This is a genomic window from Bremerella cremea, from assembly GCF_039541315.1.
GTDB lineage: Bacteria > Planctomycetota > Planctomycetia > Pirellulales > Pirellulaceae > Bremerella > Bremerella cremea.
Genome location: NZ_BAABFZ010000002.1, coordinates 317,495 through 332,855, shown reverse-complemented (window position 1 = coordinate 332,855; position 15,361 = coordinate 317,495). Strand labels below are relative to the sequence as shown.

The 15,361-nt window shown below is 55.1% G+C and carries 11 protein-coding genes; 7 read left to right on the top strand and 4 right to left on the bottom strand.

The genetic code is table 11. From position 1 onward, the window contains the following. Positions 1-40: 40 nt before the first annotated feature. The 3 genes from ABD890_RS01995 to ABD890_RS01985 all read right to left on the bottom strand — a co-directional run bounded on the left by ABD890_RS01995 (position 41) and on the right by ABD890_RS01985 (position 2,991). The gene (locus tag ABD890_RS01995) at positions 41-745 is read right to left on the bottom strand and encodes a hypothetical protein (protein ID WP_345085191.1); all 705 of its coding nucleotides are present in this window, start codon (positions 743-745) and stop codon (positions 41-43) included. Positions 746-817: 72 nt separating this feature from the next. Next, positions 818-1,630 carry a BPL-N domain-containing protein gene (locus tag ABD890_RS01990; protein ID WP_345085189.1) on the bottom strand — a complete coding sequence of 271 codons (813 nt, stop codon included), beginning with the start codon at positions 1,628-1,630 and terminating at the stop codon, positions 818-820. A 59-nt stretch (positions 1,631-1,689) separates the two neighbouring features. Continuing rightward, on the bottom strand, positions 1,690-2,991 hold the full coding sequence (locus ABD890_RS01985; RefSeq protein WP_345085187.1) for a carcinine hydrolase/isopenicillin-N N-acyltransferase family protein: 1,302 nt from the start codon (positions 2,989-2,991) through the stop codon (positions 1,690-1,692). Between the two features lie 348 nt (positions 2,992-3,339). Here ABD890_RS01985 and ABD890_RS01980 point away from each other — a divergent pair, with 348 nt between their 5' ends. The 7 genes from ABD890_RS01980 to ABD890_RS01950 all read left to right on the top strand — a co-directional run bounded on the left by ABD890_RS01980 (position 3,340) and on the right by ABD890_RS01950 (position 13,703). Beyond that, positions 3,340-4,536: a XylR family transcriptional regulator gene (locus ABD890_RS01980; protein WP_345085185.1), complete on the top strand. Its 1,197-nt coding sequence runs from the start codon at positions 3,340-3,342 to the stop codon at positions 4,534-4,536. Positions 4,537-4,796: 260 nt separating this feature from the next. Next, positions 4,797-5,210, top strand: coding sequence for a carboxypeptidase-like regulatory domain-containing protein (locus tag ABD890_RS01975; protein WP_345085183.1), 414 nt, complete (start codon positions 4,797-4,799; stop codon positions 5,208-5,210). A 280-nt stretch (positions 5,211-5,490) separates the two neighbouring features. Continuing rightward, on the top strand, positions 5,491-6,468 hold the full coding sequence (locus ABD890_RS01970; RefSeq protein ID WP_345085181.1) for a DUF1559 domain-containing protein: 978 nt from the start codon (positions 5,491-5,493) through the stop codon (positions 6,466-6,468). A 271-nt stretch (positions 6,469-6,739) separates the two neighbouring features. Further along, entirely contained in the window at positions 6,740-10,555 is a 3,816-nt protein-coding gene (locus ABD890_RS01965; RefSeq protein WP_345085179.1) for a WD40 repeat domain-containing protein, read from the top strand. 6 nt (positions 10,556-10,561) lie between these two features. Further along, entirely contained in the window at positions 10,562-11,602 is a 1,041-nt protein-coding gene (locus ABD890_RS01960) for a hypothetical protein (protein WP_345085177.1), read from the top strand. Positions 11,603-11,608: 6 nt separating this feature from the next. Beyond that, positions 11,609-12,574: a CsgG/HfaB family protein gene (locus ABD890_RS01955; RefSeq protein WP_345085175.1), complete on the top strand. Its 966-nt coding sequence runs from the start codon at positions 11,609-11,611 to the stop codon at positions 12,572-12,574. Positions 12,575-12,899: 325 nt separating this feature from the next. Continuing rightward, entirely contained in the window at positions 12,900-13,703 is an 804-nt protein-coding gene (locus ABD890_RS01950; protein ID WP_345085173.1) for a DUF1338 domain-containing protein, read from the top strand. A gap of 11 nt (positions 13,704-13,714) precedes the next feature. Here the strand turns inward: ABD890_RS01950 and ABD890_RS01945 are convergent, their stop codons facing one another. Then, positions 13,715-15,358 carry a Glu/Leu/Phe/Val dehydrogenase dimerization domain-containing protein gene (locus ABD890_RS01945; protein WP_345085171.1) on the bottom strand — a complete coding sequence of 548 codons (1,644 nt, stop codon included), beginning with the start codon at positions 15,356-15,358 and terminating at the stop codon, positions 13,715-13,717. Between the last annotated feature and the right edge of the window lie 3 nt (positions 15,359-15,361).

Here is a 15,361-nt window from a genome sequence, read left to right as displayed (position 1 = left end):
GTCCCCGCAAGATCTTCGAGGAATTACTCGCTAAAGTCGCCTAGTTGCGGCCGTCCTGATCGCTTTCTATCAGTTCTCGAGAGTCGCTATAGCGGGCATTGCGGACCCAGGTGCTCGAGCGGAAGGCTTCGAGGAAGCCGGGGGAGATTTCTCGGCAGCCTTCTTCGCAGAGGGCGTGGTATGTTGGATGCGGCAACAGTTCTGGGTCGATGGTCTTTCGGCCGTCGAAGTTAGGCTGGCGGCAAGAGAGAAAGTAGGTCAACCGAGGCGCCGCGTCCAGTTCATCCCAGGGAATTGACCAGGCGGGAACCAGGTCGTACGCGTACTCGCGGCTGACCAACTTTTGCATGTCTTCCATGCGAAGTGAAAAGGCCATTCCATTGAACCAGTCTTCGCTATGATTGCTCGGGCGAGCGTTGAGAACGCCGAAGCTGTGCTGGCATTTACTGGGGCCGTAAACACGACGTCCTTGTGGACTCATCACGTATTCATAGATTCGACGGGCTCCCAGCACGACGGCAGGTCGGGCATCGCGAACCGTTTCGGTCGAGAACGTTCGCAAGGCGGACTTCCGGTTCATCAAGCTACCGTAGCCAACCAAGGTGATCTGCGTACCAGCGGCTGGAAACAGCAGCTCGGCATCCCAGGGATAGAGATGTTCCACCGCTTCCGCAGGTGGACATGGCAAGACCAGGTCGGCGATCCGATCGAGCAAACGTAGCGCTTCTGATTGGGGGAAAATCAAGCTCGAAATCCTATCTACCGGAATTGTCGTCCTGGGTCTGTTTGCTGTTCGCGAGATATCTTTGGTGGAAGACTATTTCGCTTTACCGGTGCCTGCCCAGCGAACCCCTTCGGCCATGATCGAGTTCGGGCCACCGGTCTTTTCAGGATGTGGGCTGTAACAAATGACTCGGCCAGCACCAAACATCGATCGCACGATCGCGTGCGTGCCGGTCATCGCTCCTTCAGGAGCACCTTTCTCGGCGATCTCAGTTCCGTAGGTTGCGAGTACTTCGTAACCAGGCAGCGATGGATCGTTGTTCGGAACCAGCAACGGGCCTTGGCCGTAATAGCATGGCACCGAGTCTTTGTCCGACTTTAACAGGTCACTGCCGGTCGACGAAAGCTCGAGCGAGACGGTACCGGTGCCCCGCGCCCAGTGCGAACGGTCCCACACCTTGGCGTTGATCAGGCCGAGCGACCAACTGTAGTGTGACGAGGCGAGATACGACCCAGCACAAATGCCAACGTAGCCGCCACCGTTGTCGACATATTTGCGAATGATCTCGCGGCCCTCGTCTTCCAGGTTCTTCGCCTGGGCACTGCCCGAGCCGCCTGGCATAATCAGCACGTCAAATTCGTCCAAAACACCGTCGCGAATTTGTTGAGGTGTCACGACCTTCGATTCGAAACCGTTCTTAGGCACGAGGAACGTTTGCAGGTTCTTCGGTCCCGCTGCCGATCCGCCACTGTGATCGTAGATCGCGACACGAACCAGGGAAGGGGAGGCACCGCCGGAGTTGGTTTCTGCCATCGCTGGCAACGCGGCGAGTAGCGTCAGGAAGAGACCGCTGACAAAGCGTTGGACGAACAAACGAGTTGGAGGGAGAGGTTGGAAGGCCTTCATATCGGTTCTCGGAGGTTACGGTCTTGATTTGGGGATGTGGTTGGCTGACAACGGGCAGACTAGTTGGCCGCCGAAGTTGCCAGTGGCGTGCCGAATTCTGGAGGAGCAGGCGCGGTGAGCTGCAAGGCTGCGTTCTTCTCGTCGATAAGTTCCTGCTGCATCGCCTTCATGGCGTGCTCGGCTGCTTTGGTTTGCAACACTTTTACATCGCCCACTTTGATGCCTTCTTTGGCCCAACGTTCTTTCGCTTCGAGCGTGACCGAAATCAGATGGTCCTCGGTGCTCCACATATCTTTCCACATGCCGGCCAGGCCACTGGTGAAGACACCATCTCGATCAGGCGTCAGGCGCCAGTCGCGAAGTGAAATAGCGATCTCGCCAATTTCGCCACCCTTTTCGTCTTCCAATGGATCGGCGACGTGGCCAATCGGGAAGACTGGAACGGCGATCGAAAACTTCGGATCACCCAGCATGGTCCACATGGTGGTCAACTTGGGGTTTTCGCCTCGCTTTACTCCATGAAATACCACAGCCGAAACGGTGGTCGTGCGACTGATGGTACTTGTCGTCGCGATCGACTCCGGCAGTTCACCAGCGGGACCGTTGATGGTGCCGGCATACGCTTTGCCTGAATCGTCACTCATATCACGGCAGCATTGGCGAACCACTTCTTGCAGATCGATCTTGTCGGATGCACACAAGTCCAGAATGTCGCGAGCCCGCAGGTAGCGCTCAGCTGAGTAGATCTTGTCGAGTTCTTTTCGAGTCGGATTCGCTTCCAACTGCTGAGCAGTGGTCGAGAAATTCGATCGGACAACATAGCCATCCGGAGCCACCACGGGATCGTTCGCGTCGAACAACTTGTACGTCTTCGGACCGGTCTCGAAGAGAACGGCGCCTCCATGGGCATCGATCACACCGAAGTTCGCAATCGTGGAACGTCCCGAGACGTTGGTCTCTTCCAACAAGCGTCGGAAGTCATCGACCGTGGCACACGTTTGCAGGGCCATTCGCATCAGCGAGCCGTTGCCTGGGCCAGAGGTGTCTTCCTTGATGGCGAGGTCGCGGCTTAGCGAGTTCTCGATGCAGAAGCCTGCTTCGTTGACACCCATCCAAACAGTCGATCGCTGTCCGGCGTTCACCACGGCAACGGCCTTGTACTTGCCACCCGTGATCACTGCGACTTCGTTATGAAGACCAGTGCTCGTGTCGCGATTCTTCCATAGCAGAGGTCGACCGTCGGCAGTCACCTTGCCGCTGATCACTGCGGTGGTGCAGGCCTTCGCATCGGCGGCGAGCAAAGCCACCGCAAACAGAAGCCACATCGAGGGGTAGGCTTTTCGCAGAAATTGGGGCTTCATTGACACTCCTTGTTTTGGCGTAGAACCGCGTAAATGGTTCAGTTCTCTGACAAAAAAGAATCAACTTGTGCCTGATTAATGGGCACAGTCTGCTTTCGTATCAGGAAATATGCCCAAGATCCGAAGGTGGAACAATGTTCTTCTGCGCATACCAATATTCGATTTTTGCGGCTTGCCCGAAGAAACACACCGAATTGACCGATTCACTCTCTTATGGAATCGCGTGATACCCGCGAGAAATAAAGTTGGCCCGCGAATTGCATTTCATGTTCGACTCAGACAGAACGAGCAATTAGTTTTGCTAAGAAGACGAACCCCACCTCCGCACAGCTTGAAGGCGGCTCATTGATGATCCAGCGCATTCCAGCTTATCCTGACCGACTCCGCATCGCTTTATTGATTCTAAACGAGAGTCATTGGAGCCGATCCATTCTCGATGGCGTTGCTCGCTATGCCTTGGAGCATGGAAACTGGGATTTTTGGATGCATCCCCGTGGCATCGGGGCTCCTCCGACGCTGCCAGACGACTGGCGCGGTCACGGAGTCATTTCGCGAATCTCGAACGAATCGCTTCGCCAATCGATCGCTCAGCATCAGTTGCCGACGATCAATGTCTCGTGGCATGGCGTGCACAGTCGGCGCTTTCCAAAAGTGATTGCGGATCCATCCGGCGGTGGAAAGATCGCGGGCGAGTTCTTCGTTCAGCGTGGCTTTGAAAACATTGGCTATATCGGTCCACCGCTGTGCTACAGTTATCAGGATCAGGTCTTGCCGGAAGTGGTCAAATCGGCGGAAGGTGCTGGCTGCCGAACCTATCAGTTCGCGCCCGATCCGGCGGCACCTCAGCCTGACTTCGACTTCCAGCGAACACGCCTCGTCGAATGGGTCCGTTCGCTGCCGAAGCCCGTTGGCATCGTGGCATGGAATACGATCCAGGCTCGCGAGATCATTTTGACCTGTGGTGCGGAAGGAATTAACGTCCCGAACGACGTTGCAATTCTGGCCGTGGAAGATGATCCACTTGTGTCAAAGCTGTCGCCGATCCCAATCTCGTACATCGAACAACGCGTGGAACAGGTCGGCTACGAAGCAGCCAAAGAACTGCAACGTATCATCGGCGGAGGAGAACCGAGCGACGATCCGATTTTGATCGCACCGGAAGGGATCGTGGAAAAGGCCTCGACCAATACGGTCTTTGCCAGCGATGCCCTTGTGCGTCAGGCCGTTCAGTTCATTCAACGTAATAGCGACATTGCGATCACCGTTTCTGATCTCACTCGACATCTCGATGTCTCTCGTCGTTCGCTCGAAGAACGCTTCCGAAAAGTGCTCAAGCGATCGCCAGCGGAAGAGATTCGGATGACGCGCCTGAATGTCTTGAAGGCACATCTTCGTCAGACGGGCCAAACCCTGGCCGAGATCAGTCAGCAGGCTGGTTTCAGTTGCGAGAACGCCATGCTGCGATTCTTCAAACGGATGACTGGCATGACACCAGGCGAGTTCCGTCGTAATCACCCGCAAGACCTGCTGGATAACGCTAGTTAGGGTGTGCGAACCATCCCGCAGAGCCTTCTTCTGGCAAGCTTTGCGGGCGTTTGCCGTATCACGCGATCTTAGTTGCAAAATCCGTTAATCATTTTGCGCGAAGGTCCCTAGGGGCAATCTGCCATGGTTTCTAAGGTTGTGAGTGCCTTCTTTTACAAGACGGTTTTGCAATCATACGCCAGCACGATATTCGTACCTTCTTCGGTTGACCAATGGCAAAGCACTACTTCGCAGTTGCAACTGTACCCGGCATTGTTTTAATGATGATCGTGGGTAGTCTCACCGGCTGCTCGGAAACACCTTCCTACGACATGCTCCCTGCGAAAGGGGTCGTGCAACTCGATGGCAATCCGATCGAGAACGCGAATGTTGTGTTTCACTCGGAAACCGGCCCGCGAGCCTTCGGCACGACCAACGCCGATGGCGAGTTCGAGTTGAATACTGGAGATCGAGGTGCCGGTGTTGCGACTGGTGACTTCCTGGTGAAGATCGTTTCGACCAGCGAAACCAAGACGTCGTCTGGCAAGGCGGTGAAGCTCTCGCCCATGTACGCTGAGAATGGCGTCGCCGTTGTCTCGGTGAACGCAGGAGCCGATAACAGCTTCGAGTTCAATCTGAAGAGCAAACCAAAACGCGGCGACTACCTCGACGATAACTCACTAGCGGAACCCTAAGCAGAACGCTCCTGCGACGCTGAACCACCCTACGCGACCTTGGCCTGGATCGTGAGGCGCCCCCCTCGCAATCGTATGGCCATGGTCGCGTAATTTTGTTTTAAAGACGTGGCGTAAAGGGGAGCTCGCAAAAGAGGTAATTCCTTTGCGCAAACTTCCCTTATATGGGCCCCGCTATTTTTCTTAACTTCTAAGAAGCCGAATCGCGAATCTCCCCCACATCATGCCCCCAAATCCTGTTTTCATCCATGACATCGCGGCGGCCAATAAGGGACACGTAATGGGTACACGACAACTCGCCTCGAAGACGAATCGAGCCGGTTTCACGTTAGTAGAACTGCTGGTGGTGATCGCCATCATCGGCATCTTGATCGCGCTGCTTCTGCCAGCCGTGCAGCAGGCACGCGAAGCAGCACGTCGATCGCAATGCCAGAACAACCTCAAGCAGATGGGGTTGGCGATGCACAACTATCACGACACCTACGGTTGTTTTCCGGCGGGCTTCTACCGTCGAAGTTACAGTTACTCGACTTTCTCGGGGCCGGGCTGGGGGTGGGGGGCGATGATTCTGCCACAGATTGAGCAGAACAATCGCTACGAAGCACTGAACGTGATGAATCAGTTCACGTCTGACGACCCTGCGATTCTGGAATACTCGCAGGGACTGATCTCGACCTATCGTTGCCCCAGCGCGCCTGGCGGCGACGTGAACCCGGAGTTTAAGAATTCCGACTCGGAACCATCGCACGGCCTGTCGACCTACAAAGGTGTGTTTGGTGACTTGAACACGCAGTACAACTATCCTGACGATGACTGTGGATACTACTCCGGAAGCTGCATCAACGGCGGCAACGGGATGTTCTCACCGAATAGTGCCACCAAGTTTCGGGACGTCACCGACGGCACGACCAACACCGTCATGATCGGTGAAGTGCCATTCGGTAAGAATGGTACCCGTAACTCATCTGACGATTTGATCAAGTACTTAGGCGCCGTCTGGATTGGCGTCACGACCGGCGGTGCTTCCAGCAATGTAGCGACGCACCAGACATTGCGTGGTGTCACAAGCAGCGGAGCGCAGAGCGCCGAATACAAGATTAATGGTACGAATCAGTACGGTTTCGGCTCGCACCATCCTGGCGGTGCCCAGTTCGTCCTGAGCGACGCCAGCGTTCGCTTCTTCACCGAAAACATGGATGGCGTGTCGGTCAATCGAATCGCCTCGAAAGACGACGGCCAGGTCATCGGCGAACTCTAAGTCGCCTGACTAAAAAGGAAGTACCTTTGCCCTGAGCGAGGTCCGTGAACGATTCATGGACCTCGCTTTTTTATTTCTTGGCTTCGACCTGTGAATTTTCTGAGGATTTGGACCAACAAATCGCACACCCTTTCCTCGTCGTATGGTAACATCGCAGGACACCCCCGAAGAGGGTCTTCCTGGTAGCCATGGGACTGCTGTCCGTGTTCGGATCGATGGCAGTGATCTTAAAAATCAACGGGCTTGATTGTGTCAGCCCGGGAGATGCACTATGCGGCGTTTGCGATTCACCTTCTCACTTGCTGGAATGCTATGGTTCGCCCTGGCCTCAGCGTCCCTGGACGCTCAGGAGCCGACACTTCCATCGGAACCGCCACGTTGCGCCTTGATTGAAGTTGGCCAGACTCCCGCCGGAGGTCTTGTCGAAGCCAACTTGCTCTCGCTCCCGGATAGTCGCTGGGTAGAACGAAATGAAATTCAAAAAGTCGTTGCCGAACGTGAACTGCAATCGATCTTTTCGGCCACTGCCGCCGAGCAGCGAGTCTCGGTGGGGCAGTCGCTGAACGTTGATGTCCTGATCATCCTGAAGACGCATACCGAAGGAAACCAGCAATTCTTTGATCTGGTCGTTTCAGAAACCAAATTTGGGCTTCGGCTCGTGTCAAGCCAGGTGCCGATCGGTAGCGACCCAACGGTCGATGCCGAGTTACTCACCACGCTGGCTACCCAGGGAATCGACAAGTCGCGGCAAGATCTACAACTCGTATTCGCCATCCCACCGTTTGTCAGCGATGATCTGACCTACGAGCACGACCATTTAAAGGCAACGTATGCCAAGTTGCTGGAACAGGTCGTTCTCGATTCGCCCAACGCCGTGGTCGTCGAACTGGAAGAGGCCCAGGCGATCTCTAACGAGCTGAAGCTATCGGCCGATCAAAACTCAATTCGCCGACGCCTGCCGATTTATTTGCTGGGAACGTTTCGGAACGAAGGGAAGGGGAGCGACCGCACCGTCCAGGTCTTGGTCCGTGTCGAACAAGGCTCCAAGCAGCTCGAAACGATTGAGCAAACGCTGCCACCATCCGAAGTGCCGTCGTTTCTGCGCGGCATCGCCACCCGCCTGGCAGAGTCACAAGGGATTGCCGCGATCAAGGTCGACACCGCGGAAGAGGTCGCACTGTTAAACCAGCGAGCGGAGCAGTTTCTTCGTCTAGGGAACCTTCCGGAAGCATCGAGTCTCTTCGAGGCGAGTTTGCTAATAGATCCCGACCAGCAACACCTACACTTGAAACTGATTGAAATCCTTCCGCAAATTGCAGGCGCCTTGGCGTTAGCTTTGGACCCGAGAAGCCTGTCGGCCCAAAAAGCGGCTTCTCCAGTTTTGCAGCGTCATTGGGATCACATCGAAACCTTCGCCAACCGGGCGGAGCTTCAAGACCTTGCTCCGCTGTGGGATCACTTTCGGTCAAGAAGGCCCTTTTCCGCGTATGCCTTCCTGCATGATGGAACGCCAGAATTAGAACAAATCGTCCAGGAACAGTTCGCGTTCGAGAATCGAAGGCGTCTGCTGGCACGCCAACTTGTCCAGAGATATGCGGCCGCGAAACAGTGGCGCGGATGTTCCTGGATGTTGAATTTCGCCATCGCCGGAATGCCTCCGACGCACCAGTACATCGAACGCGCCAAGTTCATCCTGGAACATCAAGACGAACCAGACCTTCGGGCGCTGATGGAAGCGGTTCTCCATCGGGGATACACGAAAGATATCCTCAAGAGCTGGGAAGGCAGAAATATTCTCACGCGGTTGAAAGAGGCTCCCAAAGCGAATGCACACCTAAAGCTTCAGGCGAACTCGATGCTGGTTGCCATTTCTGGGGCGGGCGATAAGCGAGAGCACAAGACGCATACCGATCCTAACGCCGAATCGAAGCTCTCATTCCGGAAACTTGAAGAGACGTACGTCACGCAGAATGGTACGCAACGAGAATTAAGAAACATCTCAGAGGCATGTCCCCTTCCCGAAGGTGGCGACATTCTTTTCACAGGAGGCAGTTTCTTGTTGGCAGTGCCCGGCAAGCCATTGCAGGAAGTCATCACTTGCCCTCCAAATACTTTCCTGCAGTCGATGCGATACGATGGCCGCTATATCTGGGTTGGCTTCAGTGTGCACAATCAGAAATGCCAGATCTGGGTGATCGATCCACTTACGGCAGAGGCTTCTCCGATTACGGACGAAACTGGCCTGCCGCTGATAGCTCGAGACGAGATCGCAGCAAGCAATCTCTATATCCAGCCCGAGATTACGCTGGCTCCATATGCCCCTGGCAAAGCCATCGTTGCTGGATACGCGGGCCGAAGCTGGATCGCCGATGTTCATTTCGATCCAAACGGAAAGCATCATGTCAATGTTTTTCACGAAGCCAAGCGTATCGTCAACAACAAGACAATGGATGTTTCGCCTACGGATACCGATATCGCCTTCGGTGTCGCTGGTTCTCGCTGGCTGCATTCCGAAGATGGCAAAGGGGCTGTCCTGATTACCAGGAATTGCCAGGTCTATGAGGTGAACCTGTATCCCCTGGTGGTCGATCCTGAAAAGCTGACCGTCAGCACAGGACCACGCTACACCAACGGTGTCGGCGGCAATCGAACCACCAAAGATATGTACCAGGGTGCTACCTTTGCCGTGCGGCCTCTTCCGCCAACGTACCGGCAACTCGGACTTCAACGAATTGGCTATCCAGAATTCGACGTCACTACGGTAATCGCCGACGTGAAAGAGGGAGAGGTGCTCATAGAACCCCGCACCGGTGACGTGCATGTGATCGGCATGGAGTGGCAGCGTGGAAACCTCCAGGATGAATCGCTGGAATCGTTCGGCGAAGTACCATGGCTTTATCAGAACCATTGGGGGATATCACCCAAGTCTCCTACCGTTCGCTTCGTTCAGGGCTCGCTACAACTGAATAAACTATTGATGACCAACCGGTTTGGTCCTGTTGTTCAGGCAAACGAAATCGAGGGCCCGTCAGGGACGCTTCAAGTGCTTTTCGATGGCTCTGGGGTCTCGTTGACGAATGCGCTGCATGGCACCGTCGAAGCTTCGGCACCGTCGAAGTCGCGGAACTACCCCCAGCTTCCCGTTGACTCCCATAAGAAGCTTACGGAGGATCGATTCGGAATTCGATCGCTGTCCTATTCTCCCGACAGTAAATGGATACTCACTGCGCGAGACAGGGGAACGAATTCCGTCCAGCTGTGGAATGCTCAGACCAAGCAGCTTGAGGCCAATGTAATTGACGACCCACAGGGAATGGTGCAAGTAGCGTTCAGTCGCGACGGCGAGTATTTTGCTGCTGGAAATCGCGATGGTCGTATCGTCTTGTGGCAGACAAATGGCTTGAAGCCGATTGCCGAGCTAGACGGACTGTCGAACGAAATCACCGGAATCGCATTTTCTTGGCAAGGGGACCGGGTAGCGGCGATCAATCGCGATCGAGTTGGCCTCATTTGGAATGTCGCCGACGGTACAGTGCGAGCAAAGTTCCAAAATCCCAATATGGGTTTCGATCGTGTCGAATTCACACCCGACGGAAAGTATGTACTAACCAGCACACGGAACGACGAGCCACGGCTTTACTCGGTCGAGAATGGAACTCAGGAAAGCAGTATCGAGTCGCTTTACTCCGTTGCTGGAGTGTTGCCTGGCGGCGAACTCGTCGGAATGGTTCCCAACGACGCCAACTCTTTGATCACCTGGAGCTTCCAATGGGGGCCGACGAAGGTGCTGCAAGAGACGGTCATCGGTCGATCCTTAGCGGTCTCGCCCGATGGTCGTTGGTCGTTGAACTATATCGTGAGTTCTCACGTTGGGGGCGAATTTCAGCAGGCCAACAAGGTCGAACTTTGGGATTTGGCAAATGGTAAGAAGGCTGCCGACCTTGGGAACTACACCTCTTCAACCCGATTCCTCTTCCGGCCTGATGGAAAGGAAATAGCCATCATGCCCGAACGGCGATCCATGGAACTGGTTTCACTGACGTCTGTTTTGGAAAGGCCCGGAACAACTCCGGAACCCAGGGAGTAAAAGAGCATGAATGGTTACCAATTGCTCGGACATCCTTACGTGATCGCGGCGCTCGTTTTAGCAGCGTTTCCCACAGCGACTCTCTTCGCGGCGGACGATGCTCCAGGCCCCGTTTCTGTCAAACCGGTTGGCGTTCAAGCTCACTTTGCCGAAACAACGGCCCCACTTCGTTTTCAAGTCCACGCAACCAAGGCATTTGCTGGAAGGGTTCTTTGGCAGTACGCGATTGGCTCGCGGACGGTGACTCGAATCGAAGAATCTCTCCAACTGAACGCAGGGGAAAACTCGACCATCGAGTTAACCGTTAGTTTGCCTCAGGTTCGTAATCCCACCATTCTTGAATCCGAACTCACGGCGGTGATTGTTGATGCTGCAGGTAACGAACTGACGCGTTCCAAGCAGGCCGTTTTCCTGTTTCCGAAAGATCCGTACGTTGCCCGGCGCGAGTGGCTCAAGTCGCTCGACATCCAACTGTTCGATCCCGAAGGAAAGACGGCCAAGCGATTCGAATCGGCCGAGATTCCTTTCAGCCGAATCACCAATACGAATACCCTCGATAACCTGGAAAGCGGCATTCTGGTCGTTGGCCAAGGCGTCTCGCTGAAGAAACAACGAGCCCTCGTCGGCAGCATGCTAACGTTGGCCGCGCGAGGCGTGCAAATCGTGGTGCTGGCGCCCAGCGATGGGACTCTCGATTACCCGACCACCCAAGACATGGCTGGATTAAGCACGATTACTTTTCAAAACCGCCGGGTGGTATCGCAGCTAGATAAACGCTTCGACCCTCAGTTCGACCGCGCCGATGCCAAGGAGAAGCAGCCGAGCGGACTCGAGCTGACATCGGTTCGAGGAGCGTTAAAGCTCGAAGTTGTCGAAGGGACCAGCGAATGGTGCTGGTGGCAAGCGAGTTTTGAAAGTGGCGGAAGCTGCACGATCTGCTGTCTCGATTTAGAAACTACCTGGGAGTCGGCCCCTACGGCGCGATTCCTGTTCGCAAGCATTCTGGAAAAACTTTCCCCTGAACATCTCCCTAATTCCTCGGAGTAATAGCTGATGATCCGCAATTTTGTATTGGGCCTCACTTTGGTCCTCGGGCTTTCAATTTCGGCGACCACTATCCAGGCCGAAGACGCCGTTTACCCGGCAGCCATCTTCCCGTTTCATGAACGAGGCGCGGATGTCGAAGGGCTTGGGACTCAGGTCTCAGATCTGGTCTTCGCCTCGCTGGTGACCGACCCGACCATGTACCTGGTCGACCGCGAAGACATGCATAAGATTTTGCAGGAACAAGAGTTGACTGTTTCCGGAGTGGTCAATCCTGCGGAAGCCGTTCAGGTCGGTCAGCTGACTGGTGCCAAGCTGATCATCAGTGGCAGCGTCATTCAGGCTGGCAACAAGCTGGTGCTGGTGGCGAAGATCATTAGCAGTGAAACGAGTCGTGTTGCTGGTTGCAGTGCCAAAGGTGACGTCGATGGCGAAATTGATGCAATCGCAGAGGAACTCGCCGCGAGTATCGTGAAGGAAATCGAAAAGAACGCCGCAGACCTGGTTCCACCCCCGGTCGAACCTACCGATCGTATCGCTTCGATCAAGAAGGAACTGGGCGAAGCCACGCTACCTATTGCCAGGGTGACCATTACCGAACATCACGTCGGTCGTCCTTCGGTCGATCCCGCCTGCGAAACGGAGCTTTCGTTCCTGCTAAAGGGTATTGGCTGCGAAGTGGTTGAGGCCAAATCGTCCGAGGCAAAGACGGCCGAAATCGTATTCGTTGGGGAAGGCTTCAGCGAATTCACATCTCGCGTGGGCAATCTGGCCCCAGTAAAGGCCCGTGTCGAAATCAAGGCCCTGGATGCCAAGACCGGCAAGGTGCTGGCGATCGATCGTCAGACGACGGTTGCCATCGACTTAAACGAACAGATCGCAGGCAAAGCGGCCCTGCAGGCTGCGACCGATGCGATCGCGCAGCGTCTGATTCCTAAGGCGATCAAAGCAAAGAACGAAGCCGCCGACAAGTAAGAAGGCCGTTCTTAATTCGCTGGTTTTCAAATCACCTTGCATGCAGGTGCCTCCTTCTGGGGTGGCGCCTGTTTTTATGCGCTAGGATTCTTCCCCGCTGTTTTGGGGAGGATTACGCCACGCGACCGTTGCTTCTCCCAGTTTTGTCTGCCAGAGACACCGATTGGCCTGTTTGGGAAATTGCTCGAATAGAACCACTGGGAAGTGGTATCTTGAACACACCGCCAACAAGGATGACGAAATCTGATTTGGCCTGACGTGCGTTGGCTTGTCGTAGGGCTCGCCGTAGAATTCAGATTATTGGCACCGTAAGTCGAGATTCCCCATGTCCATGCAAATTGAATCGCTCCTCGGTCAGCTATGGGATCAGTATCGCGAAATCAATCCCCAGGCCGATCGAATTCATCAGCTTCTGACGGCCCGTGGCGAGGTGATCGAAAACGACCACGTCGCCTTTCGTACATTCCAGGACCCACGAATTGGCGTCGACCAACTAGCCGTTCCTTTTCTGGAAGCGGGCTACCAGGAAGGTGGCGAGTATCACTTCGAGGAAAAGAAGCTCTTCGCCAAGCACTATCAGCACGCCGACCCTGGCCTGCCGAAGATCTTCATTAGTGAATTGCTGCTGGACGAGTTTCCGGCCGACGTTCGCGAAACGATTGACAAACTACTCGATCAGATCCCCGCTAATCTACCCACTCCGCTGTGCACCGCGGGGCGACTGTGGGAAGTCAGCTACGCGGATTACCAGGCCCTCAGCGATAAGAGCGAGTACGCGTCGTGGATGGCCGCACATGGTTTCTGTGCAAATCACTTTACGATCTTTGTCAACAAACTGAAGACAATTGACTCGCTAGAACAGCTTAACGACCTGCTTGTCGTTGAAGGCTTCGCGTTGAACACGGCAGGTGGCGCGATCAAAGGTTCGCCAGAGGTTTACCTCGAGCAGTCGTCGACGGTGGCGTCCAAAGTGGACGTACCGTTTCAAGATGGCACACACCAGGTGCCAGGCTGCTATTACGAGTTCGCCCGGCGTTATCCCACGCCGAGCGGAGGATTGTTTGAAGGATTCGTCACCAAGAGTGCCGACAAGATCTTCGAGAGCACCGATAAGAAGCTCCAGCAATAGGCCTGTTCCGCTTATGGGAACAGACCACGCTTGAGCTTCGCTTCGGCGACTCGTTCGATTCCTTCGATCAATGCCGCGGTACGGAAGTCGACGTTCTGGCCTTCACTGCGGGAAAGTGTCCGCTGGAAGGCATCGACCAGAATCTTCTTCAGCCGCGAGTTAATCTCGTCCAAGGTCCACATGTAGTTCTGGGTTCCTTGGACCCATTCAAAGTACGAAACGGTCACACCACCGGCGTTCCCCAGAACGTCCGGCACCACGAAGATGCCACGTTCTTTCAGGATTTCGTCCGCTTCGAGTGTCGTTGGGCCGTTTGCACCTTCGGCCACCATCTTGCACTGCAGCCTCTCGGCATTGTGCTCGGTGATCTGATTCTGCAAAGCACAAGGGGCGAGAATATCGCACTTCAGCTCTAAAAGTTCGTGGTTGGTGACTTCGTCGGCGTGTGGGTAGCCTTTCAGCACTCGGTTCTCTTCCGCGTATTTCAACAGATCCGTGACCGAAAGTCCCTTGGGGTTATAAAGCCCGGTCGAGACATCGCTGACACCCACCACCTTCACGCCCAGCTCTTCTAGCAGACGGGCTGTATTACTACCGACGTTACCAAACCCCTGGACGACCGCAGTCGCCCCTTGCATCGAAAGGCCCATCACCTTGGCGGCTTCTTCGACGACATAGACAAGCCCACGGCCAGTCGCTTCACGACGACCAAGCGATCCGCCCAGAGCAACTGGCTTTCCGGTGACGATCGTCGGAACGGAATAACCCATCTGCTGGCTGTAGGTGTCCATCAACCAGGCCATGACCTGTTCGTTGGTTCCCATATCGGGAGCCGGAATGTCCTTTTCCGGGCCGATCATTTCGATGATTTCCATCGTGTAGCGACGCGTGAGTCGTTGCAGTTCGTGCCCGGTTAGATCGGTCGGGTCGATTCGCACGCCCCCTTTCGCGCCGCCGAAGGGAAGACGCATCAGGGCACATTTCCAGCTCATCCACATCGCCAGGGCGGACACTTCCCCGAGTCCGACATCTTCATGATAGCGAATGCCACCCTTAGTCGGTCCCATGGTCAACAGGTGCTGCACCCGGTAGCCGAAGACCGTTTCGACGTGGGTGTAGTTATCTTTGCGAAAGGGCAGCGTGACCACCAGAGTTCGTTGCGGAAAGAGCAGCCGTTCGCGTAGATTTTCGTCGAGGCTCATAATCTGAGCCGCCTTCAAAAATTGCTGCTGGGCCAGATGCAGCATCGGCGAGTTCCACTCTTGCTGCTCGGCATGGGTTCGTTTAACGGCCAGACGTAGCGAGCGGGCCAGCCGATTGCCGTCGATCTTGCCTTTGATTAGATAGTCCTGGGCGCCTGCTTCCACGGCTTTTGCCGCCATAGAAACGTCGTCGTTTCCAGTTAGAACGACGACAGGAATACCATTGGCGGCATGATTCATCCGCAGAAAGGTTGCTAAACCTTCACTGTCAGGAAGCGTCAGGTCGAGCAGAACGACTTCGACCTTATTGGCATCGAGAAAGTTCAGACCGGTCTCGAGCCGATCAACGGTATGGGTATGAAATCTGGTCTCGCCGGCGCTGGCCAAAAGCTCTTCAATAAGCTTGGCCTGCATCGGATTGTCTTCGACAACGAGAACGCGAATTTCCGACATTGC

Excerpts from the sequence above, each read along its gene's own strand:
- ABD890_RS01950 (WP_345085173.1), top strand. The coding sequence starts at position 12,900 with ATGTCCATGCAAATTGAATCGCTCCTCGGTCAGCTATGGGATCAGTAT.
- ABD890_RS01960 (WP_345085177.1), top strand. The coding sequence starts at position 10,562 with ATGAATGGTTACCAATTGCTCGGACATCCTTACGTGATCGCGGCGCTC.
- ABD890_RS01970 (WP_345085181.1), top strand. The coding sequence starts at position 5,491 with ATGGGTACACGACAACTCGCCTCGAAGACGAATCGAGCCGGTTTCACG.
- ABD890_RS01985 (WP_345085187.1), bottom strand. The coding sequence starts at position 2,991 with ATGAAGCCCCAATTTCTGCGAAAAGCCTACCCCTCGATGTGGCTTCTG.
- ABD890_RS01980 (WP_345085185.1), top strand. The coding sequence starts at position 3,340 with ATGATCCAGCGCATTCCAGCTTATCCTGACCGACTCCGCATCGCTTTA.
- ABD890_RS01975 (WP_345085183.1), top strand. The coding sequence starts at position 4,797 with ATGATGATCGTGGGTAGTCTCACCGGCTGCTCGGAAACACCTTCCTAC.
- ABD890_RS01945 (WP_345085171.1), bottom strand. The coding sequence starts at position 15,358 with ATGTCGGAAATTCGCGTTCTCGTTGTCGAAGACAATCCGATGCAGGCC.
- ABD890_RS01990 (WP_345085189.1), bottom strand. The coding sequence starts at position 1,630 with ATGAAGGCCTTCCAACCTCTCCCTCCAACTCGTTTGTTCGTCCAACGC.
- ABD890_RS01955 (WP_345085175.1), top strand. The coding sequence starts at position 11,609 with ATGATCCGCAATTTTGTATTGGGCCTCACTTTGGTCCTCGGGCTTTCA.
- ABD890_RS01965 (WP_345085179.1), top strand. The coding sequence starts at position 6,740 with ATGCGGCGTTTGCGATTCACCTTCTCACTTGCTGGAATGCTATGGTTC.